Annotated in this window: 21 protein-coding genes; 13 read left to right on the plus strand and 8 right to left on the minus strand. The window is 70.8% G+C overall.

Annotation, left to right across the window (positions count from 1 at the left end; all coding sequences use genetic code 11):
* Positions 1 to 423: a hypothetical protein gene (locus tag D3230_RS03725; RefSeq protein ID WP_202343696.1), complete on the plus strand. Its 423-nt coding sequence runs from the start codon at positions 1 to 3 to the stop codon at positions 421 to 423.
* Between the two features lie 96 nt (positions 424 to 519).
* On the opposite strand, the gene D3230_RS03730 is transcribed toward D3230_RS03725, so the two are convergent.
* The 3 genes from D3230_RS03730 to D3230_RS03740 form a co-directional block, all read right to left on the minus strand.
* On the minus strand, positions 520 to 1,095 hold the full coding sequence (locus tag D3230_RS03730) for a nitroreductase family protein (protein WP_202343697.1): 576 nt from the start codon (positions 1,093 to 1,095) through the stop codon (positions 520 to 522).
* A 104-nt stretch (positions 1,096 to 1,199) separates the two neighbouring features.
* On the minus strand, positions 1,200 to 2,123 hold the full coding sequence (locus D3230_RS03735) for an AEC family transporter (RefSeq protein ID WP_202343698.1): 924 nt from the start codon (positions 2,121 to 2,123) through the stop codon (positions 1,200 to 1,202).
* On the minus strand, positions 2,123 to 2,845 hold the full coding sequence (locus D3230_RS03740) for a TetR/AcrR family transcriptional regulator (RefSeq protein WP_202343699.1): 723 nt from the start codon (positions 2,843 to 2,845) through the stop codon (positions 2,123 to 2,125). Before D3230_RS03740 ends, D3230_RS03735 begins: the two co-directional genes overlap by 1 nt.
* Before the next feature lie 112 nt (positions 2,846 to 2,957).
* On the opposite strand from D3230_RS03740, the gene D3230_RS03745 reads away from it, so the two are divergent.
* Both D3230_RS03745 and D3230_RS03750 read left to right on the plus strand, forming a co-directional pair.
* Positions 2,958 to 4,595 (plus strand): amidohydrolase, encoded by a 1,638-nt coding sequence (locus D3230_RS03745; RefSeq protein WP_337249073.1) that lies wholly within the window; start codon positions 2,958 to 2,960, stop codon positions 4,593 to 4,595.
* Positions 4,596 to 4,677: 82 nt separating this feature from the next.
* Positions 4,678 to 6,057 (plus strand): TRAP transporter large permease subunit, encoded by a 1,380-nt coding sequence (locus D3230_RS03750; protein WP_202343700.1) that lies wholly within the window; start codon positions 4,678 to 4,680, stop codon positions 6,055 to 6,057.
* A 27-nt stretch (positions 6,058 to 6,084) separates the two neighbouring features.
* On the opposite strand, the gene D3230_RS03755 is transcribed toward D3230_RS03750, so the two are convergent.
* A complete protein-coding gene (locus D3230_RS03755) occupies positions 6,085 to 6,969 on the minus strand; it encodes a LysR family transcriptional regulator ArgP (RefSeq protein WP_337249074.1) in 885 nt (294 codons plus the stop codon).
* 100 nt (positions 6,970 to 7,069) lie between these two features.
* On the opposite strand from D3230_RS03755, the gene lysE reads away from it, so the two are divergent.
* Complete coding sequence (gene lysE, locus D3230_RS03760) at positions 7,070 to 7,678, plus strand: L-lysine exporter (RefSeq protein ID WP_202343702.1); 609 nt, start codon at positions 7,070 to 7,072, stop codon at positions 7,676 to 7,678.
* A gap of 224 nt (positions 7,679 to 7,902) precedes the next feature.
* Here the strand turns inward: lysE and D3230_RS03765 are convergent, their stop codons facing one another.
* Positions 7,903 to 8,661: a response regulator gene (locus D3230_RS03765; RefSeq protein WP_202343703.1), complete on the minus strand. Its 759-nt coding sequence runs from the start codon at positions 8,659 to 8,661 to the stop codon at positions 7,903 to 7,905.
* The gene (locus D3230_RS03770; protein ID WP_202343704.1) at positions 8,658 to 9,896 is read right to left on the minus strand and encodes a sensor histidine kinase; all 1,239 of its coding nucleotides are present in this window, start codon (positions 9,894 to 9,896) and stop codon (positions 8,658 to 8,660) included. The genes D3230_RS03765 and D3230_RS03770 overlap by 4 nt, the downstream gene beginning before the upstream one ends.
* A 241-nt stretch (positions 9,897 to 10,137) precedes the next feature.
* Between D3230_RS03770 and D3230_RS03775 the strand changes: the two genes are divergently transcribed.
* The 5 genes from D3230_RS03775 to codB all read left to right on the plus strand — a co-directional run bounded on the left by D3230_RS03775 (position 10,138) and on the right by codB (position 15,859).
* Positions 10,138 to 11,136, plus strand: coding sequence for a tripartite tricarboxylate transporter substrate-binding protein (locus D3230_RS03775; RefSeq protein WP_202344057.1), 999 nt, complete (start codon positions 10,138 to 10,140; stop codon positions 11,134 to 11,136).
* The gene (locus tag D3230_RS03780) at positions 11,133 to 11,897 is read left to right on the plus strand and encodes a tripartite tricarboxylate transporter TctB family protein (protein WP_202343705.1); all 765 of its coding nucleotides are present in this window, start codon (positions 11,133 to 11,135) and stop codon (positions 11,895 to 11,897) included. The genes D3230_RS03775 and D3230_RS03780 overlap by 4 nt, the downstream gene beginning before the upstream one ends.
* A gap of 2 nt (positions 11,898 to 11,899) precedes the next feature.
* Positions 11,900 to 13,480 (plus strand): tripartite tricarboxylate transporter permease, encoded by a 1,581-nt coding sequence (locus D3230_RS03785; protein WP_237466914.1) that lies wholly within the window; start codon positions 11,900 to 11,902, stop codon positions 13,478 to 13,480.
* 487 nt (positions 13,481 to 13,967) lie between these two features.
* Positions 13,968 to 14,483: a nucleoside deaminase gene (locus D3230_RS03790; RefSeq protein WP_202343706.1), complete on the plus strand. Its 516-nt coding sequence runs from the start codon at positions 13,968 to 13,970 to the stop codon at positions 14,481 to 14,483.
* Between the two features lie 83 nt (positions 14,484 to 14,566).
* Positions 14,567 to 15,859, plus strand: coding sequence for a cytosine permease (gene codB / locus D3230_RS03795; protein WP_202343707.1), 1,293 nt, complete (start codon positions 14,567 to 14,569; stop codon positions 15,857 to 15,859).
* Positions 15,860 to 15,936: 77 nt separating this feature from the next.
* On the opposite strand, the gene D3230_RS03800 is transcribed toward codB, so the two are convergent.
* The gene (locus tag D3230_RS03800; protein WP_202344058.1) at positions 15,937 to 16,995 is read right to left on the minus strand and encodes a beta-eliminating lyase-related protein; all 1,059 of its coding nucleotides are present in this window, start codon (positions 16,993 to 16,995) and stop codon (positions 15,937 to 15,939) included.
* Between the two features lie 177 nt (positions 16,996 to 17,172).
* Here D3230_RS03800 and D3230_RS03805 point away from each other — a divergent pair, with 177 nt between their 5' ends.
* The 4 genes from D3230_RS03805 (at position 17,173) to D3230_RS03820 (ending at position 21,158) form a co-directional block, all read left to right on the plus strand.
* Entirely contained in the window at positions 17,173 to 18,120 is a 948-nt protein-coding gene (locus tag D3230_RS03805; RefSeq protein WP_202344059.1) for an ABC transporter ATP-binding protein, read from the plus strand.
* Positions 18,117 to 18,989 (plus strand): ABC transporter permease, encoded by an 873-nt coding sequence (locus D3230_RS03810; RefSeq protein ID WP_202343708.1) that lies wholly within the window; start codon positions 18,117 to 18,119, stop codon positions 18,987 to 18,989. Before D3230_RS03805 ends, D3230_RS03810 begins: the two co-directional genes overlap by 4 nt.
* Before the next feature lie 223 nt (positions 18,990 to 19,212).
* Positions 19,213 to 20,502, plus strand: coding sequence for a sensor histidine kinase (locus D3230_RS03815; RefSeq protein WP_202343709.1), 1,290 nt, complete (start codon positions 19,213 to 19,215; stop codon positions 20,500 to 20,502).
* A complete protein-coding gene (locus D3230_RS03820) occupies positions 20,499 to 21,158 on the plus strand; it encodes a response regulator (protein WP_202343710.1) in 660 nt (219 codons plus the stop codon). The genes D3230_RS03815 and D3230_RS03820 overlap by 4 nt, the downstream gene beginning before the upstream one ends.
* Positions 21,159 to 21,355: 197 nt before the next feature.
* Here the strand turns inward: D3230_RS03820 and allB are convergent, their stop codons facing one another.
* Complete coding sequence (allB, locus tag D3230_RS03825) at positions 21,356 to 22,720, minus strand: allantoinase AllB (protein ID WP_202343711.1); 1,365 nt, start codon at positions 22,718 to 22,720, stop codon at positions 21,356 to 21,358.
* Positions 22,721 to 22,726: the final 6 nt, after the last annotated feature.

Genomic DNA, 22,726 nt, shown 5'->3' on the forward strand with positions numbered 1-22,726 from the left:
ATGGCACGCGTCGAAGTTCATCCGGATCGCGTCGTGATCCGCCTCACGCGCGCGGAAAAAGTCACGGCCATGCGGCGCCGCGATATCACGCTTGATCGATCGGCGATCACCTCGGCGGTGATCACCGCCGACCCGTGGATCTGGCTCCGGGGTGTCCGCTCACCGGGCACGCACGTTCCCGGCACGCTCGCCGCGGGCACCTGGCGGAGCTTCGCGGGCGCTGATTTTGTGCTGGCCAAGAAGGGCCGCGACGCGATCGTGATCGATCTGGAGGCGGGTGCCGCCTCGGCGGAAGACCGCGGCTGGGTGGGCGAGTATGACGCGTTCTCACGGGTCATTCTCTCCACGACGCACGCCGCCGAGCTGGTTCACGCATTGCGGCTCGCGGACGAGAACGCCGAGATTACCGTCGACACTGAGTAGCGAGCCGCGGGCCTCGCACGCACGTGGCGGAGGCGCGCAGACACACTGAGGGGCCCGTGGCAGCGCCACGGGCCCCTCAGTGTGTGCAGTTCGTGCTTAGTCGCGGGCGACGAACAGGTCCTCGAGCTCGATGCGGGTGCGCGGCGCGACCTCGCGCTCGCGGAGCGGCTCGGGGAGCTGCTCGACGGCGCCGATCGCGCCGATCACCATGACGGACACGGGGACGAAGCGCTCCTCCAGCCCGAACGCCGCGCTGATCGCCGCGCGGTCGAAGCCGCCCATCTGGTGCACGTAGAGGCCCTCGGCGTGCGCCTGGACGCTCAGGTGCGCCACGGCCTGGCCGAGGTCGTACTCGGCCCAGGGCTGCGGGTTCCCCTCGGCGTCAGCCACCTCGGCGATGTTGACGACGAGCGCCGCGGCGCTGCCCGCCCACATCTTGTTGAAGCCCGCGAGCGTGTCCTCGATCTTCGCGAAGCTCTCGCTGCCGCGACGGGCCAGGATGAAACGCCAGGGCTGCGAGTTGTTTGCGCTCGGAGCCCAGCGGGCTGCCTCGAAGACGCCGCGGAGCGCACCCTTGTCGAAGGCGTGGCTCGCGTCGAATGCGCGGGGGCTCCACCGCTCGGCAAGGGTGTCGAGGACGGGGGCGCTGGTCTGTGCGGTGCGCGGGCTCACGGTGTGTGGTCTCCTTGGGTTCAAACGTCGACGGGCGGGGCTCGATGTCACCGAACTCCCGCCGCAGTGCAACGTCGCGTGCGATCGGGGTATTCCCGCGCGGGCTACGTCTGTCCCAGCAGCACCGAGATGAGCGCGATGACCGGCAGCGACGTGAAGGTGGTGAGGAATACGGTGTCGCGCACCATGGTCTCGGCGCGGCGGTACGTTGCCGCATAGTTGTACACGTTTTGCGCGGTGGGGAGGGCGGCGATGGTGGTGGCCACAAAGACCTCGTGGCTGGGAAGTCCGAAGGCGAGGGCGAGGAGCCAGGCGACGAGCGGCATCGCGAAGATCTTGAGTCCGGTGGCGACGAAGACCGCGGCGCGGCCCGTGCCGCGCTGGAGCGCCCGCTGGCCGCGGAGCGACATGCCGAAGCTCAGCAGCACCATCGGGATCGCGGCACCGCCGAGCATGTCGACAGGAGCGAGGAGCAATTCCGGGACGGGGAGTGCGAGCAGCGCGACCAGGAACCCGGCGACCGATCCCAGAATGACGGGGTTCGCCGCGGCGCGACCGAGCGCGACGACGGCACCGCGCTGATTGCCGCGCGTCGTTTCGAGGATCGCGAGGATCGCGGGGGCAAACACCACGAGTTGCACGAGGAGCAGCGGGGCCACATACGCGGCGTCGCCCAGGATATAGAGCGCCACCGGGAGGCCGAGATTGTTGGAGTTCACGTAGCCAGCGCACGTCGCCCCCAGGGTGGTGCCGGCGAGGTCGCGGCGGAACCAGAGGCGAGACGCCACGATGAAGGCCGCCGCGACGATCAGGGCCGCCGCGCTCGTGATCAGGATGACCGGGGACAGGATGACGCTCGGGTCGCTGCGGCTGAGCACGGAGAACAGCAGCGCCGGGGTGGCGACGTAGAAGGCGACGTTGTTGAGCACCCGTCGCTGTTCTCCCTCGACCACCCGGAAGCGTGCCGCGAGGTAGCCAGCCCCGATGATCCCGAGGATGAGCGCGAAGCCCTGGAGCACCCCGAGCATCAGTCGCGCGCCTGGGCCGCGGGGGGCTCGGGGGCGGACCCCGTTCCGGACGCGGCGGCCTCCGCTTCACCCGCCGCGCGGAGCCCGGCGATCAGCGCGGCCAGGCCGAACTCGAACGTGGCCTCCGCGACCTCGAGGCCCTGGGTGCCGGCGGCCGTGCGCGCTGCGCGCTCGGAGGCGGTCAGCACGGGAACGACTGAGGTATTGCTCAGCGGTCGCAGATTGTCCTCGGGGGCGAGCGAGTCGAGTGCCGCACCGATGACGAAGCACTCGATCGCGACGAGCGCGGGCACGATCCTGTGCTCGGGGTAGCCGTCGCGGCGCATCGCCGCGGCGATGCGTTCGTAGTCGACCATGGACTCGGGCTCGTCCGCGACCGGGAGCGTGGCGAGCGCCGCGATGATGCCGGGGTGCGCCCCGAAGGTGGTGCGGTAGACCCGCGCCCACGGCAGGATGGCCTCGTGCCACGGCTTCGTGGCGAAGCCGTGGTCGCCGACGCGGGCGGTGAGCTGGCCGCGCATTCCGGCGATCAGCTCGTCTTTGCCGGCGAAGTAGTGGTGCAGTGCGGACGGCCGGACGTCGAGGCTGCGGGCGAGCGCCGCGAGGGTGAAGTCGCTGCCCCGGACGTCGGCCAGCTCGAACGCGGCCGCCAGAATGCGCTCGCGTGAGAGCACCGCGGTGCGGGGCCGGCCGGCGGATCGGTGCGGTTCTGGCACCGTCATAGGGCCCTCCTTTTGTGGGCAGAGGTTGCGGAGTTAATTGAATCTACGTAAATTAAGGGTGCTCCGCCTCATCTCCGAGGATACGGGGTGTCAACAACCGGGGGAGTACACCGTGGCGGAGACCAACGCCGAGCTGATCGTCGCGAACGCGCGCGTGCACACGATGCACGAGGACACCGCGGTCACTGCGCCGCGCTCGATCGCACTCGCCGATGGTCGGATTCTCGCAGTGGGCACCGACGACGAGATCGCGACTGCATTTCGCGGTCCGTCGACTCAGGTGGACGATGTGAGGGGTGCCACGGTGACCCCCGGTTTGATTGACGCACACCTGCACCCGATCCAGGGCGTGGAGCTGTGCCAAGGGGTGGATCTCGGACGCGTCCGCAGCGTTCGTGAGCTGCGAGAGGCGCTGGCGGCCGAGGCCGCCCGAGTGCGCCGCGACACGAGCGACGGCTGGGTGCGCGGGTGGAACCTTGACTACGCGGTGTTCGAGGGGGCCCGGCTGCGTTCCGAGCTGATCGAGAGCGCCGTCGGCGAGGTGCCCGCCATGCTGTTCTTCTTTGACTTCCACACCGCACTGGCGAGCGGCGAGGCGCTCCGCCGCGCCGGCATCACGGGCGCACGCTCCTTCACGGACAGCTCCGAGATCGTGGTCGACGCCGAGGGACTCCCCACGGGCGAACTCCGCGAGGACAGCGCCTACCAGCCGCTGCTTGAGGTCGCCCCGAAGCCCAGCCGCGACGAGACGCTCGAGGCCGCCCGCGCCACCTTCGCGAAGATGCGGCGCTCCGGCCTGACCGGCGGGGCGATCATGGACGGCAACCCCGAGACGCTCGACCTCCTGGAGGCGCTCGACGCGACCGGACTCGGACTCCCCGTGCGCATCGTGAGCGCGATGGACGTAAAGCCCAGCTACGACACCGCGCACCGCGCCGCACTCGCCGCGCAGCGCGATCGCGGCGGCAAGCGCTGGCGCGGCGGGGTGATCAAGCTCTACGCCGATGGCGTGATCGACACCGGGGCCGGGTGGCTGTACGAGGCGGACGCCGACGGTGAGGGACTCGCCGGGTTCTGGCCGGATCAGGCAGACTTCGTCGCGGCCGTGCGCGAGTTCACGGCCGCCGGGTTCCAGATCGCCACCCACGCGATCGGCGACCGCGCCGTGGGCGAAACGATCACCGCCTATGAGGCGGTCGGCAGCCGTTCCCGTTCCGGGATCCCGCACCGGATCGAGCACCTCGAAACGCTGCACCCGCGGGATCTGTCCCGCCTCGCCGAGACCGGGATCACCGCGTCGATGCAGCTGCCGCACCTGCAGTGGCGGATCGCGGACGGCAGCGACGAGTGGGCCCGGCGGCTCGGGCCCGAACGCGCGGCACGCGCCTGGAACGCGGGCTCCGTGCTCCGGGCGGGTGCGCCGCTCGCGCTCGGGTCGGACTGGCCGATCGCGGATCTCGACGCCCGCGTGGGCCTCGCGTGGGCCATGCTGCGCCGCGCCCCCGGCGATCGCGATGCCTTCGTCTTCGAGCCCGCGGAGCGGTTGACCGCCGCGCAGGCGCTGCACGGCTACACCCGGGGCGCGGCCCTGGCGCAGGGGGACGACGACCTGGGCGTCATCCGCGCCGGTGCGCGCGCCGACCTCGCCGTCTGGGCCGAAGACCCGCTTGAGATCCCCGCCGACGAACTCGTGGAGCTGCCCGTGCTCGCCACCTACCTCGACGGCCTGCACACCTCCCACGAGGGCTGACCGCCCGTCGCCCCGGCACCCGCACCGTCTCTCCGACCCCCGACATGATCCGCGCGGCATAGCCGCCGCCTGAAAGGCCACCGTGGTCCAGAACACAGCCCTGGCGCTCCTGCCAGTTCTCACCGTCCTCGTTGTTTCGGTGCTCACCAAGCGCGCCCTGTTCGGCCTGCTTTCCGGCGTGCTCGTCGGCGCGGTCATGCTCGGCGGCTGGGGGTTCTTCGACACGTTTGTTGGGGCCTTCGGTGCGTCGCTCTCGAACGAGACCGTGCACTGGCTCGCGCTTGTGGTGGTGCTGTTCGGGATCCTGATCGCGTATTTCAACGCCTCGGGTGCGGTGAACGACTTTGCGCGCTGGACGGAGCGCTTCGTCAATTCGCGCCGCAAGTCGCTGCTGCTCACCTGGCTGCTGACCATCGCGCTGTTCATCGACGACTACCTCAACGCGCTCACCGTCGGCACCTCGATGAAGCGCGTCACCGACCGCTACGGGGTGCCCCGCACCATGGTCGGGTCGATCGTGAAGCTCACCTCGGCACCCATCGCCGTGATTATCCCGTTCTCGACCTGGGCGGTGTTCTTTGCGGCGCTCCTCGAACAGGACGGCGTGACGGTCGGCGGATCCGGCTTCGGTGCCTACCTCTCCGGCCTGCCCTTCATCTTCTTCGGCTGGTTCGCCCTGGCGATCGGGCTGTTGCTCGCCGCGGGGGTGCTGCCGCTCGTCGGCCCCCTGAAACGCGAGCAGGCGCGGGTGGAGCGCACCGGCGACACCCTGCCCGAGGGCCTCACACCCGAGGAACGCGCCTTTGAACTCGCGACGGACGGGGCCGAAAGCGCCCGGCCCCTGCCGTTCAACTTCCTGATCCCGGTCGTCACGCTCGTGCTCGTCACGATCCTCACCGAGGTGGACATCATCAAGGGTGCCGCGGCCGCCGTGGTCGTCGCCCTGGTGCTCTACCTCGCGCAGCGCCGCCTCACGGTCAAGGCCGTCTTCGAGCAGGCGTTCGAGGGGATTACGAGCATGGGCTACGTCATGGTGCTGTTTGTGCTCGCCTTCATGATGCAGCAGATCAACACGGAGCTGCAGCTTGCCGACTGGGTGATCGGCGCGGCGGAGCCCGTGATGTACGGCGCGCTGCTTCCGGCCGTCGTGTTCCTGATCTGTGGCATCTACGCCTACGCGACGGGCGCGTTCTGGGACCTCGCCGTGGTCATCACGCCCGTCGTGCTGCCGCTCGCGATCGGGATGGGCGTCGACCCCGTGCTCGCCGGCACCGCCGTGTTCTCGGGTGCCGCGCTCGGCTCCACCACGTGCCTGTACGGCGACGGGATGGTGCTCGCCGCGAAGTCGGTCGGCGTGAAGCCGCTGAACCTGATGCTGTCGATCCTGCCGTACGCGGGTGCCGCGGCCGTGCTCTCGTTCGTCGCCTACCTGATCGCCGGGTTCGTTTCCTTCGGGGGATAGGCGCGCGAGCTGCGCGCCGCGGCGGGCTCAGGCCAGCGCCACCGCCGCGTGGCGGGCCACCACCTCCGACAGCGTATCGAGCACGGGGGAGCGCAGATTCCAGCGCTGCCAGTAGAGGGGCAGCTCGACGGTGGTGCCCGGTTCGAGCTCCACGATCCGCCCCGCCGCGAGCGGCTCGACGCACTGCAGCGCGGGCAGCATGCCCCAGCCCATGCCGAGCTCGACCGCGTGCGCGAACTCGGCGGACGATGGGATGAAGTGGCGGGGCGGCTCGACCCGTGCCCGGGTGATCCGGTGGAGGAACCGCTGCTGGAACGCGTCGTGCCGGTCGAACTCGACGGTGGGGGCGCGGCGCAGGGCCTCGACGGTGAGCCCGTCGGGGAAGTGCCGGGCCACGAACTCGGGGCTCGCGACCGCGCGGTAGCGATCTCCGCCCAGGCGTGACGAGGTGCATCCGGGCACGGGCTCCCGCGTCGCAGTGAGTGCCGCCATAACCGAGCCGTTGCGCAGGCTCTCGGTCGAGACGGTCTCGTCCGCGCGGATCACCTCGAAGTACACGCCCGTCTCCCGGGCGGCCTCCGCGAGGGCGGGGACGAACCAGGTCGCGAGCGAGTCTGCGTTGACGACGATCGGGATGAGCGTGCCTCCAGCGGGGCCGTGGCCGAGTTCCGCGCCGAGATCATCCGCGATGCGGGCGATCTGCCGGGCGGCGCGCAGCACTGCGGCCCCCGCCTCCGTGACCGTGACCGGGCGGGTGCGCTGCACGAGCACCGAGCCCACACGCTCTTCCATCGCCCGCACGCGCTGGCTCACCGCCGACGGCGTGATGTGGAGGCGGCGGGCCGCCCCCTCGAAGCTGCCCTCGTCGACGACGGCGGTGAAGGTCGCGAGATGCTCGACGGGTAGGTCCACGAGAGTCTCCCTCGTTAATGAAGCACTGCTAATGATGGTTGAGAATATACAGGTACGCTGAAGTTGGAGCGGGCGGGGCGCGACCCCTAACGTCGAACACATGCTCCTTCCCTTCCTCGTCGGTATCGGCAGCGGCCTCTCGCTCATCATGGCGATCGGCGCGCAGAACGCGTTTGTGCTGCGCCAGGGGATCCGGCGCGAACACGTGTTGCCCGTGGTCCTCATCTGCGGGCTCACGGACGCCGTACTCGAGACGCTCGGCGTCGCCGGGATCGGCTTTGTCGTGGAACGGGCCCCGGTGGTGCTCGAGATCGTGCGCTGGGGCGGGGTCGCGTTTCTCCTCTGGTACGCCTGGTCCGCCGCCCGGCGGGCGATGAAGCCGGAGGTGCTCGTCGCCGCCGACGGCGAGGCCGGATCGCTCAAGCGCACGGTGCTCGCCTGTCTCGCGATCACGTTCCTGAACCCGCACGTCTACCTCGACACCGTCGTGCTCATGGGGTCCATCGGGAACGCGCAGGGGGACCCCGGCAAATGGTGGTTCGCCGCGGGCGGGGCCCTCGCGAGCCTCGTGTGGTTCTTCGTGCTCGGCTACGGCGCCCGCGCCCTGACCCGGTTCTTCGCGACGCCGCGCTCCTGGCAGATCCTCGACGGCGTGGTCGCGGTGGTCATGCTGGTCATCGCCGGGCGGCTTGCCTTCGGCGGGATGTGACCGGTCCCGCGCGAGGCGAGCCGCCGGTGATGGGTGGGTCGCGCGGGGCGGTCGCGCTGGGCGGCCGTCACGAACGCCTCGGAGATCCTGGAGTCAAGTGCCGGATCCGGCACCACATCTCCGTGGATTTCGTGAATCTCCTGTAGATCGGTCGCGAGGGACGGCGCGAGGGACGGCGGAAGGTGCGGCAGGCGAGGGACGGGCCGCGCTACGCGAGCCGCGCGCTACGCGGCGGGGGCGGGAACGAGCCGGTACAGCACCTCCGGGCGGCCCCGCTTGCCATACCGGTGCGCAATATCGATGACACCGCGACGGATCAGGTGGTCCAGGTACCGGCGTGCGGTCGGGACGGAGATGTGGCTCGCCGCGGCGAGCTCCGCGACCGTGAGCGGAACGACCGGGTCCAGCGCCGCCACCACCCGCTCCAGGGTGACCGCCGAAATCCCCTTGGGAAGGTGTCCCAGGCCCTGTGCGGGCCGCCCCGCAGCTTCGGCCACGGTCGCACTCCGGCCGGTGGACAGCAGCCGGTCGATCTCACCCTGCGCCAGCGGGACGTCCCGAACCGCGGCGCGAGCGCCCAGGTCGATGGCGCGGCGCGTGTGCTCCCCGCGGTAGACCGCTAATCGCGCCTGCAAGGCCTCGGCGGTGAACGGTTTCACCAGGTACCCGATCACCTGACCCGCGAGCGCCTGTCGCACCGTGACGCGATCCTGCGAGGAACTGATCACCAGCACGTCCGGGGAGGGCTCCGCAGCGGCGCGCAGCTGATGCAGCACCTCGACCCCGCTGATATCCGGCAAGCGCATATCGAGCAGAATGAGATCGACGTCGCCGCTGAGCCCGTACTCCACCGCGGCCCGCCCGGTCGCGACCGCGGCGAGAAGCGTGAAGCCGGGCGCACCATCGAGGAACCGGCTGTGCAGCACTCGAGCCCCCGGGTCGTCGTCCACCACGAGCACGCGGATCTCGGCGCCCGCGGTCATCGGATCACCCGCATCTCGAAGCGGAACCGCGCGCCGCCGAGATCGGCCCGCCCGAGCTCCACCGTGCCGCCCCGCGAGGCGACGGTGCGGCGCACCAGTTCGAGCCCCATGCCGCGCCCGAAGCCGGACGCGTCCCGTTTCGAGGACACGCCGCGCGTAAACACCCGCTCGGCCTCCTCCGCCGCCACGCCCGTCCCGTTGTCCGCGACCTCGCCGAAGTAGCGCCCGTCGTGTTCGGTGAGCGCGCAGCGCACCACGGTCGCCCCGGCCTCGCCCGCGTTGCGACACAGATTCGCCAGGACCAGCGTGACCTCCTCGTCCACCTCCGACTCGACCCGCAGCTCCGTTTCGAGCCGTGCGCCGTGCGCGCCCAACTCAGCGCGCAGCACGTCCACCGTGGCGCGGAGCAGCGGTTGATCCGGCAGCGACTCCTCCTCCTGACCGGTGGTCACGGGAGCGATCCCGTCGATGTAGGAGAGCGCCGTGCCCGTGTCCCCGTGGGCAACCAAGCCGTGGATCACGTGGAGGCGGGTGTGGAATTCGTGCGACTGCTCCCGCAGCGCGGCCGCGGTGCGGCGCAACTCCGCGGCGTCCCGCGCGGCCTCGTCGAGCCGGCGGAATCGCCGCTCCCAGAGCGCCGCGATCGCCGAGCTCGCCAGGGTGCCCGCGAGAAGCGCGCCGATCACCCACGGCACGAGTTCGCCGAACGCTCGCGCGTAGTCCTCGTCGATCCGGCTCTCCAGGATCCCGACCGACAACGCGCCGATCACCTCCCCGGACGCATCGCGCACCGGCACCTTCGCCCGGAGCGTCTGTCCGATCGTGCCGGTCTCGGTCCCCAGGAACGGCTCCCCGGCCAACACCGTGGAATTATCGGTCGAGAGCCGTTCGCCGCGCTCGGCGGGGGTCGGGTGAGTGATCCGGATCTGCTCCTCGTCCGAGATCACCACGTAGTCGACTCCGGCCGCGCGCTCGACCACCGTGGCCAGCGGCTGCAGGTCGCGGGTCGCCACGTGCCGATCCTCGTGCGCTCGCCCCAGCGCATCGCGCACCTGCGCGAGCTCGGCCAGGCTCGAGGCCACGTCGGAAACCCGATCCGCCGTCACCGCGCGGATGCTCCGCTCCTGCACCGCGAAGGCGATGCTCGCGGTGACCGCGACCGCCGTGCAGACAATCACGGTCGGCAGGAACAGCAGCGCGAGCCGCACACCGCGCGGTGTCGACACCCTCGTCATTCGTGAAGCCTCCTCATTGCCGTCACAGTCTAAGCGCCGGGGCGACACCTGGGCGGCGGGGCCGTGAGCATTAATGAGCGAATACCCGCGGGGACGCCCCGGCACCGCGTGCACGCTGACATGGTGGGGGCCTCACCACGGCGCCGTAGCGCCCTCACAAAGGAGTGATGCAGTGAACGCACCGCACACGGGGACACCCCTGTCCCCGGACCCGCACGCCTCAGATCCGCCCACGAATACAGTGCGGCCGACAGGTCGGACCCCCCGGCACCTCGCCGCGCGCCTGATCGGCGGCGCGGTCGCCGCCACCGTGATCGGTATCGCGTCATTCGGATCGATCAGCTCCGCGAACGCCGGGCAGGACATCCAGTCCTCCCTCACCGTGGTCGCCCCGGCCGCGGCCGGCGGCGGGTGGGACACCGTGGCGCGTGAAATGCAGCAGGCGCAGCGCGCGAACGGGCTGGCCGCGAACGTCCAGGTCGTCAACATGCCCGGGGCCGGGGGGACGATCGCGCTCGGCAACATGACCCGTTTGGAAGGGCGCGCAAACACGCTCCTCGTCGGCGGAACCGGCCTGCTCGCCGCCACGATCCAGTACGATTCGGCCACCACCCTCGACGACGTCACCCCGCTCGCCGTATTGTTCGAGGAATACGACGTGATCGTCGTCCCGGCGGATTCGCCCTACGAGACGCTCGATGACCTGGTGACCGCATGGCGGGACAACCCCGGCGCTGTGCCGTGGACCGGCGGCGGATCGTTCGATCAGCTCGTCGTGACCGATCTGGCGCTCGCCGCCGGCCTCGACCCGATCGACACGAACTACATCTCCTCCGACGGCGGGGGCGAGGCGGTTGCCGCGCTGCTCAACGGCACCGCGCAGGCCGCCGCGGGCGGCTACCCGGACAACATCGACCAGATCGAGTCCGGGCGGCTGCGCGCCCTCGCGCTCGTCGCCGAGGAACCCGTGCCGGGCATCGACATTCCCACCGCGCGCGAGCAGGGCTACGACATCACACTCGCCAACTGGCGCATGCTCGCCGCCCCCGCCGGGATCGACGACGAGGCGGTCACGGAACTCACCGGGCTGGTCGAAGACACGCTCGCGACCCCCGAGTGGCGCGCTGCGGTGGACCGCTACCACTGGAGCGAACAGGTGATTACGGGCCCAGCACTCGCCCCGTTCCTCGCGAACGAACACGCGAGAATCACCCGACTGTACGAGGAGATGGGCGCATGACACCGTCGAACAACCCCACCGCCATGTCCGCGGTCGTCGGCGAAGAGATCCTGCTGGAGTCCGGCCGGGGCCGCACCGCCGAACTCCTCAAGGGTCTCGTGATGCCCGTCGTGCTCGCCGCCTTCGCGACCTACCTGGTCGTGGGCATCGTGACGATGCGCGTGCCCGAGGGCACGGCGTTCCCCGGACCCCGGTTCTTCCCCGGGCTGATCGCGGCGGGCCTTGCCCTGTTCGCGATCCTGCTCGCGACTGCCGCGGTCCGCGCCGCGCTCCGCTCGGACCTCCGCAGCACCCGTACCGTCGGGGCGGGAGATGACGCGTTCGAATTGCTGGCTGCCGAACACGAGGCTGTGCACGCTGTCGGCGCGAGCCCGGCTGCGGGTGCGGGGGGTTCCGCGGGCGCGATCCCGGCCGCGGGGCGCGCCGCGGGTGCGGGAATCGGGGCGGATCCGGCCCCCGCGGTCGAGCCGGCCGATCCCGCGGCCGACGGCACCCCCGTGCCCGAGAAGTCGGTCGGCGTCGACTGGCGATCGCTCGCCTGGGTCGTGCTGCCATTCCTGGCATTTGCGTTCCTGCTGCCGGTGCTCGGTTGGATCATCGCCGCCGCGCTCCTGTTCGCCGCCGTCGCCCGAGCGTTCGGTCTGCGAAAGCCCCTGATGAGTCTCGTGGTGGGCCTCACCGTGAGCTCTGTCATCTACATCGCATTCGATATCGTCCTCGGGATGTCCCTCCCCTCGGGCGTGCTGGGTTGGGGGTTCTAACCATGGAAACACTGCAACTGCTGCTCGACGGCTTTGCCGGGGCGCTGAGCTGGCAGAACCTGCTTTGGGTGCTTGTCGGCTGTCTCCTCGGCACCGCCGTGGGGGTGCTCCCGGGCCTCGGCTCCTCAATGGCGGTGGCACTCCTGCTCCCCGTCACGTTCTCGCTTGAACCGACGGCAGCGTTCATCATGTTCGCCGGAGTGTATTTCGGCGGCCTGTTCGGCGACTCGACCATGGGCATCCTGATGAACACGCCGGGCCAGGCCTCGGCGATCGCCTCCACCTTTGAGGGACACAAGATGGCGCTGAACGGGCGGGCGGCGCAAGCTCTCGCGACCGCGGCGATCGGCGCGTTCGTGGGCGGCTTCATCGCCTCGATCGTGGTCGTGTTCCTCGCCCCCGCCCTCGCCGACTTTTCCACCCGCTTCGGTCCGGCGGAGTTCTTCGCGCTCGCCGTGTTCGCGTTCGCCGCGACCTCGACGGTCGTCACCGACAACCCGGTGAAAGGCCTCGCGGCGCTCTTCGTGGGCCTCGGTATCGCCGTGATCGGGATCGATGGGGTCTCCGGGGCACCGCGCTTCACGATGGACTCGCCGCACCTGTTCGACGGGATCTCGCTGGTCACCGTGACCGTCGCGGTGCTTGCGCTCGGCGAAGTCATCTACGTGGCGTGCCTGGAACGGCACGTCTCGAACCGTTCACTGATCCGGCCCAAGGGGCGGCCGTGGCTGTCCCGCGCGGAACTGCGCGAGGCGACCCCGGCCTGGCTGCGCGGCACCGCGATCGGCCTGCCGTTTGGCGTGATCCCGGCCGGCGGCTCCGAGATTCCCACCTTCCTGGCGTACGGCGTCGAGAAGCGGCTCGACGCTCGGCGGGCGCGCCCGCGCTTCGGCACCGGGGCGATCCGTGGCCTCGCGGCGCCCGAGGCGGCGGGCAACTCCACGACGGGCATGGCGATGGGAGCCCTGCTCGCGCTCGGCCTGCCGATCTCGGCGACCGCCGCGATCATGCTCGCCGCGTTCCGCCAGTACGGCCTGCAGCCCGGCCCGCTGCTGTTCGAGCGCGCCCCCGAACTCGTGTGGGCGCTGCTCGCCAGCTTCTTCATCGCGATGGTGGTGCTGCTGATCCTGAACCTCCCCTTCGCGATGCTCTGGGCCAAACTGCTGTTGATCCCGCGCCCCTATCTGTACGCGGGCATCACGGTGTTCTGCGCGTTCGGGATCTACGCGACCTCGGGCTCGGTGTTCGACCTGCTCATGCTGCTCGGGATCGGCGTGGTCGGCTTCCTGATGCGCGCCCTCGATTACCCGATCGCCCCCCTCATCATCGGGATGGTGCTCGGGCCGCTCGCGGAGACGAGCCTCCGCGACGCGGCGATGAGCGCCGACGGGGATTTCTCGGTGCTGGTGCAGGGGCCGATCGTGCTCGTGCTCTATGGGCTGCTCGTGCTCGTGCTCGGCTTCGCGATCCGGAGCCGGATCGTGGCCCGGCGGGCGACCCGGGCGGCGCGACAGGCCGAGGCGACGGGGAACGCCGATGCGGATGCGGCGGGAGCTGAGGCGGCGGATCCGGCGCGCCCATGAGCGCTCCCCGCGGGGTGCCCGGGCCGCGCGCCCGGGCGCCCTTGAGCGCGTCGGCGCGAGTGTGGTCCGGCGAACTGGCCGGCTCGCGCCACACTCGTGCGGACTCGGCCTCCGCGATCCCGCGCGCACGAGATCGACGGAGATTCACGCGCCGGGTGCCGGATCCGGCTCAGAATCTCCTGGGGTTTCGTGAATCTCCGTGGGTTTGGTGACTCGGGGCGGTGCAGAGCGGGGCCTGGCGCGTGGGGCATGGCGGGTTGCGCAGGTGGGGCCTGGCGCGTGGGGCATGGCGGCAGGGGTGTAGGGGCGCGGGGCGGTGGTGACGCTGCCCGGCCGCGTGCTGTGGGCGACGAACGCCTCGGAGATCTTTGAGTCGGGTGCCGGATCCGGCTCAGAATCTCCGTGGATTTCGTGAATCTCCGTGGGTTTCGTGAGCCCTGCGGGGAGCGTGCCAAGCCGGGGCGGATCCCGCAGTACGATTAATCTCATGGCACTGAACGACACGGACCGCACCTACCTCGACCTCGCCATCGAGCAGGCACAGCTTGGCTGGGACGAGGGCGGCGTGCCGATCGGCGCGGCGCTCGTGCACCACGGGCCCGACGGCGACCGCGTGCTCGCGGTGGGCCGCAACCGCCGCGTCCAGGACGGCAGCGTGATCCGGCACGGCGAAACCGACTGCCTGGAGCGCGCTGGCCGCCTCCCCGCAAGCGTCTACCGCGAGTGCACGCTCTACACGACGCTCTCCCCCTGCACCATGTGCGCGGGAACCGCGATCCTGTACGACATTCCCCGCATCGTCATCGGTGAGAACCAGAGCTTTGAGGCCTCCGAGGAGTGGCTTCGCAGCAAGGGGACCGAGCTCGTGGTCGCCGAAGACCCCACCTGCCTTGCGCTCATGCAGCGCATGATGGACGAGCGCCCCGAGGTGTGGGCCGAGGACATCGGCGTCGAAACCGACGAGCTGGGCACGGCTGCTGCGGGCATCGGGCCCCGCGCGTGAGCGCCGGATCCGACGCACCGACCCCCACTTCCGCCGCTGATGCGGCCGATCCCTCGACCGCCAGGCAGGCGGCAGGAGCCGGCGTGCCCGGGGCGTCCGGCGCTGCGCCCGCGGACGCCCCGGTGATCGACGCCGACTACCCGGTCACTCCCGTGCCCCGGCACGCCCGCAAGGGGTTCTTTTCCCTGATGGTCGTGCTGCTCGGCTTCACGGTGTTCACGCCAACCATGCTGGCGGGCGCATCGCTCGGCCAGGCATTCGGGCTGCGCGATCTGCTCGTGGTCATCGCGATCGGCTCCCTGGTGCTGGGGGCCTACGTCGCCGTGCTGGGGTGGATCGGTGCCCGCACGGGCCTCACCACCGTGGTCATGGCGCGCTACACGCTCGGCACCCGCGGCTCGAAGCTCGCCTCGATCCTGCTCGGCGGCACCCAGATCGGCTGGTACGGCGTGGTGGTCGGCACGATCGGCGAGCTCACGGCGCAGGCGTTCGAATGGAACGGCTTCGGCCCGCGCGCGATCGTCATGATCGTGGTGAGCGCACTCATGTGCGCCACCGCCGTCTACGGCTATCGGGGCATGTACTGGGTCTCGCTCATCTCGACCCCGCTGATCCTGATCCTCGCGTTCTGGGTGATGTTCCGCTCGCTCGAAGAGGTCGGCGGCTGGGCCGGCCTCGCCGCGATCGAGCCCGCCGGAGAGATGACGCTCGCCGTGGCCGTCACCACGGTCGTCGGCACCTTCGTGTCCGCGGGGACGCAGGCCCCCAACTGGACCCGCTTCGGGCGCAGCGGTAAGCAGGCCGTGATCGCGTGTGTGGTGGGGTTCCTGATCGGCAACGGCCTGATGATCTTCTTCGGTGCGATCGGGGCAATCACCTTCGGCGAGGGCGACTTCGTGCTCGTGCTCTTCCAGCTCGGGCTCATCGGCTGGGGGCTCTTCCTGCTGTTCGGCAACCTCTGGAAGTCGAACGCCGACGCGGCCTACTCCTTCGGGGTGGCCGGGGCCGAGCTGTTCGAGCGGCCCAGCAAGACGCCGTTCGTGATCGCCGGATCCATCATCGGCACGGTGCTCGCGCTGCTCGGCGTGGGGGATCACCTGCCGCAGTACCTCGGCCTGCTGGGCACGTTCATCCCGCCGCTCGGCGGCGTCATCATCGGCGACTACCTCGCGCGCTGGCGGCGCACCCAGATGCCCGTCGGGGAAACGCTGCCGCGCTTCAACTGGGTCAACCTGGGCGTGTACGTGGTCTCGTGCGGGATCGCGTGGGGTGCCGGGCAGCTCGGCATCGGGATTCCGCCCGTGATCGGGATCATCGCCGCGCTCGTGCTGACCTTGATGCTGACCCGGCTGACGCCCCGCCGCGCCGCCGCGTAGCTGGGCCGGGTGGCCGGGTGGCCGGGTGGACTTTGTGTGCCAGGCGGGCTTGGTGTGCCGGGAGTACCCGGACCCCCTTACCCCTGCAGCGCGTCGAGCAGCGCGTCGACGTCCGCCTCGGTGGTGTCGAACGCGCACATGAGGCGGTACATGTCGGGGGCGGCGGGCCAGGGACCGAACGCGAACTCGGCCTGCGCGCGTGCGGCGACCTCGCGTGGCATGGTCACGAACACGGCGTTGGACTCGACCGGCTGGGCGATCGCGACCCCGGGCACCGCGAGCTCCGCGATGCCCTTCGCCAGCCGGGCAGCCAGCGCGTTGGTGTGGGCGGCAGAGCGCTCCCACAAGCCGCCCTCGTAGAGCGCGAGCAGCTGGGCGGAGACGAAGCGCATTTTCGATGCGAGCTGGAGGTTGATCTTGCGGAGGTAGGGCATGCCCTGCACCGCTCCCGGCCGCAACGCGATCACGGCCTCGGCTCCGAGGAGCCCGTTCTTCGTGCCGCCGAGGCTGAGCAGGTCGGCCCCGGCCTCCGTGGTGAGCGCGGCGAGCGACACCCCGAGGTGCGCCGCAGCGTTCCCCAGGCGGGAGCCGTCGACGTGCAGCACCATGCCGCGCTCGTGCGCGAAGTCGGCGAGCGCCCGGATCTCGTCGGGGGTGTAGCAGGTGCCGAGCTCGGTGACCTGCGAGATGGACAGCGCGAGCGGCTGCGCCCGATGCTCGTTGCCGAAGCCCCAGGCCTCGCGCGCGGCGAGCTCGGGCGTGAGCTTGCCGTCCGGCGTATCGACGGTCAGCATCTTCAGGCCGCCGGTCTTCTCCGGGGCCCCGGCCTCGTCCATGTTGATGTGCGCGGTGCGGGCGCACACCACCGCGCCCCAGCGGGGGAGCGCGGCCTGGAGCGCGAGCACGTTTGCCCCTGTGCCGTTGAGCACGGGGAAGGCCTCGGCGTCGGGGCCGAACAGGTCTCGGGCGACCTCCGCGAAGCGCGCGGTCCACGGATCGCCGCCGTAGGCGGGCACGTGCCCGGTGTTCGCGGCGGTGAGCGCCGCGAGCACCTCGGGGTGCACCCCCGCCCAGTTGTCCGACGCGAAGGACCGCGAGGTGGGGGCGACCACGGAGGGGGGCGCGGGTGCGTCGATGTGGGGTGCGGCGGAGGCCGGTGCGTCGGTGCGGTTCACGTATCCAGCCTACGCCCGTGCCCCGGGGGCATCCCAAGTCGGCCCTTGTGCCGCCACCCATCCACCAACCGGTGGAGGGGAAGATCCGCCGCCCCACCGCTGCCGCCGCGCGGCCCGAAGCGCGAGGCTGGAGGCATGATGCAGACAGGAGCTGTGATCCCCATCGACGTGCGGGGTCTGCGGAAGAGCTACGGCGGCCGTGAGGTGTTGCGAGGCGTGGATCTGGCGGTCGCCCCGGGGGAGACCTACGCGCTGCTCGGGCCGAACGGCGCGGGCAAGAGCACCGCGATCGAGATCTTGGAGGGCGTGCGGCGGCCGGACCACGGCGAGGTGCGCGTGCTCGGGGTCGATCCGCTGACCGCGCCCCGCGCGTGGAGGGCGAACGTGGGGGTCGTGGCGCAGGGCACCGGAGACTTCGGGCCGTACACGGTGCGGGAGCTCGTGACCCACTTCGCAGCGCTGTACGCACACCCTCGCACGGCCGCCGAGGTGTTGGAACTGGTGGGCCTTCGTGAGCAGGCGGGAACGCGGGCGGCGAAGCTGTCGGGCGGGCAGCAACGCCGACTCGACGTGGCGCTCGGGATCGTGGGGCGGCCCAGCCTGCTCTTCCTCGACGAGCCGACCACGGGCTTCGACCCCGCCGCGCGGCGCCAGTTCTGGGACATGCTCGAAACGTTGACCGGGGAGGGCACCGCGATCCTACTCACCACCCATTATCTGGATGAGGCCGCGAGACTCGCCGACCGCGTGGGCGTGCTGTCCGGGGGCACGATCGTGGCCGAGGCGCCGCCCGCCGAGCTCGGCGGGCCGGACGCTCGCATGCCCGTGGTGACCTGGCGGGATCCCGATGGCTCGCCCCGCGAGGAGCGCACCGATGCTCCGACCGCGCTCGTCGCGCGGCTCCGGGATGCGGCGCTCGCCGCAGGCGATCCCACGGGGGAGCCCGCGGAGCTTGAGGTGCGCCGCCCCGGACTCGAGGACGTGTACCTCGCGCTGATCCACCAGCACAGCGCTGGAGAGGCCGCCCCGGGCGACGCCGGATCCGACGAACGCTCCGCACCCGAATTGAAGGAGGACGCCCGATGACGAGCCCCGCCCCCACGGCTGCGCCGACCGCCCGAGCAGCCGCGACGACCCCGGCCGCCCCGGGCGTTCTCACTGCCGGCATCCGCGCGATCGGCCTAGAACTTCGGGCCTACTTTCGCGTACCCGACGTGGTGTTTTTCACCTTCCTGTTCCCGGTGCTGATGCTGGGGATCTTCGCCTCAGCGTTCCAATCGATGGGGGACGTGGGCGAGCTGCCTGACGGCACCGGCGGAGTCTCCTTCGCCGCGTACTACCTGCCCGGCCTCCTGGCTGCGGGGATCATGCTCTCCGGGGTGCAGAACCCGGCGATCGACATCGTGCGCGAGCGGCACGAGGGGTGGCTGCGACGCCTCGGGGCTACCCCGCTCTCCCCGGTGAGCTACTTCATCGGAAAGGCCGGGGTCACTGTCGTCACCGCGCTGCTGCAGGCGGCGCTGCTGCTCGGAGTCGCCGTTGTAGCGTTCGGGGTGGAGCTGCCCACGGATCCGGCGCTGTGGCTGCGCTTTGCCTGGCTGTTTGCGCTGGGCATGGGCACGATGACGCTGCTTGGGATCGCACTGTCCGCGCTGCCCCGATCATCGCGGAGCGCTTCCGCGGTGGTGATCCCGATCGTGCTCGTGCTGCAGTTCATCTCCGGCGTGTACCTGCAATTCTCTCTGCTTCCCGATTGGCTGCAGAACATCGCCTCAGTGTTCCCGCTGAAGTGGCTCGCGCAGGGCATGCGTAGTGTGTTCCTCCCGGAACACTTCGCCGCCGCGGAGACCGGGGAAAGCTGGGGGCTTGGGCTCGTGGCGCTGAACCTCGCGGTGTGGCTGGTGGTGGGACTCGTCGTCGCTCGGTTCACGTTCCGGTGGCAGCGACGGTCCTAGCGCCGCCCGATCCGGTGGCGCACCGGCACCGCACCAGCACCGGAACCGCACCGCACCGCACCGGTACCGCCCCGCGCCGGCACTGGCCCGCGCCCTCCCCGAGGGAAATTATCGAAACCGAGTCGAACTCTGCGGAAAATCGCTCGGGTGAGATAAAACGCGTAGGGGGAGCGTGTGGACGGGATCCCGGCCCGCGCCCCGGCGTTCGTGAGAGAGTGACACCATGAGTGAGAGCCAGCCCGCGCGCACCCGACCGCTGCGGTGGTGGGACCTTGCCGCAAGCGGGGTCCTGCTGGTGCTGCTCGTGCCCGGCGGAGTGGGCCTGTTCAGTGCGCGGAGCGAGGGCGGCGACGCGGCGTGGGAACAGCTCCCTGAGCTCGGGATGCTCGGCGGCTTCGTGGTGCTCTACCTGGTGCTGGCACGCCCGGCTATGCGCAGGGTGGAAGCGCAAGAGCCGCCGCTTGGCCGTGACGTGGTGGGACTGATCTTGATCGTCGTCATCGCGGGCGGAGCTGCTGCAGTGAGCCCGAGCTTCGCGACCGTGCAGGTGATCATCTACCCGATGATCTGGACGATCACCGGGGATTGGGAACGTGGAACGGTGATCGCGGTGCTGGTGAGCGCGGCGCTCGCCGTCGCCATCGGAGCCGGGTCGTTCTTCTCCTTGCAGCGCTTGGGTGCTGGAAATCCAGGGTGGACCGCCGCCACCGTTGCCGTCTGCTCCTTTGTGTTCGCGGTGTTCCTCGGCATGTGGCTCACGCGAGTCCACACCCAGAGCGAAGCGCACCGCGCTCTCGCGGAGCAGCTGCGTGCCTCGCAGGCCGAGGTTGCCGAGCTGTCGGCGGCGAGCGGGGCGGCGGCGGAGCGGGAACGGATGTCCCGCGAACTGCACGACACGCTCACACAAACGCTGACGGGGCTCGTGATGCTGAGCGAGCAGGCCGAGCGCGCCCTGAGATCCGGTGAGACCGAGCGGGCGCTGGATCGCACGGCGCGGGTGGGGGCCGCCGCCCGGGAGGCGGTGAGCGAGGCGCGTGCGCTCGTCGCCACCACCCAACCGCTCGGGGACGGCGAATTGAACGCCGCGCTCGAACGGGTCGCGGCCCGGCTTCGCGCCGACGCCGGGCTTGAGGTCACCTGCCGACTCGCACCGCTCGCGCTGTCCCGGGAGCAGGAGGTGATGCTGCTGCGCGCCGCCCAAGAGGGACTCGCGAACGCGCGGCGGCACGCCCACGCGACGCGGGTGGAGTTGAGCCTCGCCGAGGCGGGGCCGGATCGAGTGGAACTCCGGGTCACGGACAACGGGGTCGGGCCGGGGCCGGTGGACACCACCGGCCGAGTATCGGCACCGGGCGGTTTCGGGCTGAGCGGGCTGACGGATCGGGCGCGGGCACTCGGCGGGGAGGTCACGTTCGGGGCGCGGCCGGGTGGCGGGGCCGAGCTGGTGGTGTCGCTCGCGTTGCCCGGGGTGGCCGCGGGGGCGCATCGGACGCCAGAGCGGACGTCCCCATGAGTCGTGTGTTCGTGATCGACGATCACCCCATCGTGCGGGCCGGGATCGTGGGGCTCCTGGAGACCGAGGACGGCATCACGGTTGCGGGGGAGTTCGCGTCCGCGGAGGAGGCGCTCGCGCAGGTGGCCGAGCTGCGGCCCGACGTGGTGCTGATGGATCTGCGCATGCCGGGGCTCGGTGGGGTGGCGGCGACGCGGCGGATCGCGCGCGGCGAGTTCCCCGGGGCAGCGGACCGCGTGGCCCGGCCGCGGGTGCTCGTGTTCACCACCTACGAGGACGACGACCAGATCCTCACCGCCATTGAGGCGGGGGCGAGCGGGTACTTGGTGAAAGCCGCGCCCGCCGCGGAGCTCATCGCCGGAGTGCGGGCGGTCGCGGCCGGGCAGACGGTGCTCGCTCCCTCGATCGCGGCGCAGCTGGTTGCGCGCGTGCGCGAACCGGTGGCGGCACCGCGGCTCACACCGCGGGAGACCGAGATCCTCGGCCTCGTCGCGCAGGGCCTCAGCAACCCCGCGATCGCGGCGCGCTTGGTGATCGGGGAGTCGACCGTGAAGACGCACCTGCTGCACGCCTTCGAGAAGCTCGAGGTCTCGGACCGCACCCACGCGGTCACCCGCGCGATGGAGCGGGGGATCCTCCCCGGAACTTCACACTGAGAACGCAATCTGGCGCCTTTTGCCGACAAGATAAGGTGCCAAATTGCGTTCTCGACGGGGTGATGAGGTGGGAAGAGTAGCGCGCGGGAAGAAGGCCGAGAAAAAGAACAGGGCAGAAAAATACCGAGCGGGCCAGGGCTACCCACCGCAACACCTGGCCCGCTCGGAGCGTGTGCTCCCCTGAGGGGAGTCGGGCGTTAGTGCCCGTGGATCATGCCGCGCCGGATCAGCTGGCCGCGCGGGGTCTCGCCGTCGAGCGTCATGCCGCGCAGGATCGTGCGGCGCACGACCCCGGCGAGCGGGCGGCCCGCGTACGGCGTGATCGGGTTCTTGTGGTGGAGCCGGTCGACCTGCACCACGAACGCGTCGTTCTCCGCGAAGATTGCAAAGTCCGCGTCGTTGCCGGGGGCGATCATGCCCTTCCCGGTGAGGCCCACGTTGGCGGCGGGCTTCGTCGACATCCAGGCCACGACCTGCTCGATCGAGATCCCGCGGCGGCGCGCCTCGGTCCAGACGACGGGGAGCTCGAGCTGCAGCGAGGACACCCCGCCCCAGGCGACCGCGAAGTCGCCGTTCTCGGGATCCTTCAACTCCATCGTGGACGGCGAGTGATCCGACGCGATGTAGTCGATCGTGCCGTCGAGGAGGCCCTCCCACAGCAGTTCGCGGTTGTGGGCCTCGCGGATCGGCGGGCAGCACTTGTACTCGGTCGCCCCGGCCGGGATCTCCTCGGAGGTGAGCGTGAGGTAGTGCGGGCAGGTCTCCACGGTGAGCCGCACGCCGTCGCGCTTTGCGGAGCGGATCATGGGCAGCGCGTCCGAGGAGGACAGGTGCAGGATGTGCGCGCGGGCCCCGGTCCAGCGCGCGCGCTCGATCACCTCGGAGATGGCGAGGTTCTCGGCCCCGCGGGGGCGGGAGTGCAGGAAGCGGTCGTAGACGTCGCCCTCGGGCGAGGGGGCGCGGTCGATGGCGCGGGAGTCCTCGGCGTGCACGATGAGCATGGCGTCGTAGGTGATGAGCTCGCGCATCGCGGCTTCCATCTGGTCCGCGTCGAGCGGCGGGAACTCGTCGACGCCCGAGTGCAGCAGGAAGCACTTGAAGCCGAACACGCCGGCGTCGTGCAGGCCGCGCAGATCGGGGATGTTCCCGGGGATCGCGCCGCCCCAGAAGCCCACGTCGACGTGGGCCTGCGGGAGCGCGACCTCGCGCTTCGCCTCAAGGCCGGCGACGTTCACGGTCGGGGGAATGCTGTTGAGGGGCATGTCGAGGATCGTGGTGACCCCGCCGGCCGCGGCGGCCTTCGTGGCGGAGGCAAAACCCTCCCAGTCGGTGCGGCCCGGCTCGTTGACGTGGACGTGCGTGTCCACGAGGCCCGGGAGGAGCGTCTCGTCGTCGGCGAGCTCGATCACCTCGTCGCCCTCGAGGTGGTTGCCGAGCGGTTCGAGCGCGATGATCTTGCCGTCTTGGACCCCGACTTCCCGGGGGCGTACCCCGGAGGTTGTCATCACGCGCTCGCCTCGGATCACGAGGTCGTAGTGGGGCGCGGTGCGGTCTTCGGTCACGGGGTA

The sequence above is a fragment of the Leucobacter chromiireducens subsp. solipictus genome, assembly GCF_016758195.1.
Lineage (GTDB): Bacteria > Actinomycetota > Actinomycetes > Actinomycetales > Microbacteriaceae > Leucobacter > Leucobacter solipictus.